Origin of the sequence: Nocardioides sp. (assembly GCF_031422975.1) — a bacterium.
In the GTDB taxonomy this organism is placed as follows: domain Bacteria; phylum Actinomycetota; class Actinomycetes; order Propionibacteriales; family Nocardioidaceae; genus Nocardioides.
In genome coordinates this window covers 1-2,832 of record NZ_JANPEO010000051.1, presented here as the reverse complement: position 1 = coordinate 2,832, position 2,832 = coordinate 1, and the positions used below count along the sequence as shown (strand labels likewise).

General features: G+C 68.1%; 2 protein-coding genes. One reads left to right on the top strand and one right to left on the bottom strand.

Features of this window, described 5'->3' with window-relative positions; translation table 11 throughout:
- A partial coding sequence (locus RMO85_RS01780) for a S16 family serine protease (protein ID WP_310526092.1) occupies positions 1-1,015 on the bottom strand: 1,015 nt, incomplete at its 3' end.
- 181 nt (positions 1,016-1,196) lie between these two features.
- Between RMO85_RS01780 and RMO85_RS01775 the strand changes: the two genes are divergently transcribed.
- Positions 1,197-2,681, top strand: a complete 1,485-nt coding sequence (locus tag RMO85_RS01775) for a DUF4331 domain-containing protein (RefSeq protein WP_310526090.1) — start codon at positions 1,197-1,199, stop codon at positions 2,679-2,681.
- Positions 2,682-2,832 lie beyond the last annotated feature (151 nt).

Genomic DNA, 2,832 nt, shown 5'->3' with positions numbered 1-2,832 from the left:
CGTGGTCGGCTGTCCAGGTGCTGATCGCCTCGACGGCGTCGTGCATGGTCGCGACCCGCACCAGCCGCATGTCGCCGGTGTCGAGGTCGGTCGTGTCGGAGCAGTTGTCGGCGGCCACCATGAACAGCTGAGCTCCCGCGGCCTCGGCGCCGGCGATCTTCTGGGCGATGCCACCGATCGGGCCGGTCTTGCCGTCGGGGTCGATGGTGCCGCTCCCGGCGATCACCTCTCCCCCGCTGAGCGAGCCCGGAGTGAGGGTGTCGTAGATCGCCAGCGAGAACATCAGCCCGGCACTCGGTCCGCCGATGTCCTCGCCGATGTCGACCGAGACGTCGAAGGGGAAGGCGAAGCCCGGGCCGGGCGTGATCCCGATCCTCTTGTCCCCCTGGACCTCACGCGGGGTGACGCTCACCGGGACCTGCCGCCCCTTGCGCCGGACGACGAAGTCGAGCGGCTGGTCCACCGGCGCCTGGTCGACGGCCGTGACCACGTCCTGGGCGGCGGCGATCTCGACGCCTCCCACCGAGACGAGGATGTCGCGCACCTTGAGCAGGCCGTCAGCGGGCAGGTCCTTCTCGACGTGCAGGACCTCGATCTCCGGCTCGACGTCATAGCCCAGCTCCGTCAGCGCGGTGGCCACGGCAGAGTCCTGCGAGGACACCATCTGGACGGCCGACTCGGCGTCGCTCGACTCGTCGGTCTCGTCCGGGGCATAGACCGCGTCGTAGGGATAGACCGCCTCCGTGGGGTCGATCCAGGCCCGCAGCAGCTCCTCGAGCGTGACGTCGTCCTGCGGCTGGTCGACGTAGATCGTGGTCAGCCGCAGCTCGCCGTCGTCACGGTAGGCCTTGTGTCCCGAGACCTCTACGATCTCCTGGCCGTCGCGTGCGGCCAGGAGGTCGACGGTCGGACCTGGCCGGTAGGTGACGTAGGGCAGCGGCTGCGTGCCGACGACCACGAAGAGCCCGATCAGCATCGGCACGGCCAGCAAGGCTGCAAGCGTCCGCTGCTTCATGGCCTCACCCTCTCAAATGCCTGCAAGTCAGCGGCACCCGGACCGTGGAACGACACCGACCAATCCGACTCACCTGTGACTCCGAACACAAGACATCCCGGCTCATGGACGAGTCCGGGCAGCACGTCGAGGGGCACACGCCCCTGCATTGCGACGTGCCGATATCAAGGAGTAGTTGCAGATGACTCGCTCACGACCCACCAAGCGGCAAGGGGCAGTGGCTCTGGCCTGTGCCGGCGGCATGCTGACGGCTGTCGGCTTCGCCGGCCTCGGCCCCCTCGCAGCCACCGCGTCCAGCCACCGCGAGGCACCGCTCATCGCGGGGACGCCCCAGTACGACACCACGGACGTCTACGCGTTCCGCAGTCCCGAGAAGCAGAGCACCGTCACTCTGGCCGCCAGCTGGCTGCCGTTCCAGGAGCCGGCAGGTGGCCCGAACTTCTACAGCTTCGCCACCGACGCGCAGTACGACATCCACGTCGACAACAACGCGGACGCCAAGCCCGACGTGACGTTCCGGTGGACGTTCAAGGACCACTACGTGTCCAAGGACACCTTCCTGGCCGCCACCGGTCCGGTGACCTCGCTCAAGGACAAGAACCTCAACTTCTACCAGACCTACAAGCTGGTCCGGATCAAGAAGGGCAAGACGAAGGTCGTCGTCAACAACCGGCGCGTCGCGCCGTCCAACATCGGCGCGGCCTCGATGCCTGACTACGCCAAGCTCCGCAGCGAGGCGACCATCAAGTCCGGCAAGAACGTCAAGTCCTTCGTCGGTCAGGCCGAGGACTCGTTCTTCCTCGACCTGCGCGTCTTCGACCTGCTCTACGGCGGCGACCTCTCCGAGGCCGGCGACGACACCCTCGCCGGCTTCAACGTCAACTCGGTCGCCCTCCAGGTGCCCCAGCGCTGGCTGGCGAAGAAGGGCAACGCCAAGAAGAACCCGGTGATCGGCGTCTGGTCGACGACCTCGAAGAAGTCGGCCAACGGCACGTTCCAGCAGGTCTCCCGTCTGGGCAACCCGCTGGTCAACGAGGTCGTCATCCCGCTCAAGCTCAAGGATGGCTTCAACGCCTCCAAGCCGACGCAGGACGTGGCCGCGCTGAAGTACGTCACCAACCCGGAGCTGCCCAAGCTCGTCGAGGCCGTCTACGGCATCGACGCGCCCAAGACGCCCCGCAACGACCTCGTCTCGGTGTTCCTCACCGGTGTCAAGGGCCTCAACATGCCCAAGGGCAAGGTCACGCCGAGCGAGCAGCTTCGCCTCAACATGTCGACCCCGGTGACGGCCCAGCCCAACCGGCTCGGTGTGATCGGTGGCGACAACCAGGGCTTCCCCAACGGCCGCAGGCTCGGTGACGACGTCATCGACATCGCGCTCCAGGTCGTCGAGGGTGAGCTCGTCGGAAGCCCGAACGACCTGGGTGACGGCGTCGACTCCAACGACGTCGCCTTCGGCAAGACCTTCCCCTACCTGGCCCTCCCGGCCAGTGGCAGCGATGCCGACCCGCACCCCTCCACCGGGGCCGCGGCCAGGCAGTCGAGTGCCAAGGGTGGCTTGACGTCCATCGTGCCGAGTCGCAGCACGTCGATGGCATTCACCGGTGTCGGGCTCTTCGCCCTGATCGCCGGCATCGGCGGCGCCGCCCGGCGCCGTAAGGACTGACCCCTCCCATTCCGTCCGGCCGCGCCGCCACCCCACGCGCGGCCCGGGCGGCCCCCCTCTTCGCCCCCCCAGCGCCCCACCCCCAGGGCCCAAACCAGAGCGTCATCGGCCTAGGCGGCGTCCGCAGCAAATCGGGCGGCCACGGGGTCGC

Bases quoted from the DNA above. Each gene is read 5' to 3' on its own strand.
- RMO85_RS01775 (WP_310526090.1), top strand. From the start codon at position 1,197: ATGACTCGCTCACGACCCACCAAGCGGCAAGGGGCAGTGGCTCTGGCC.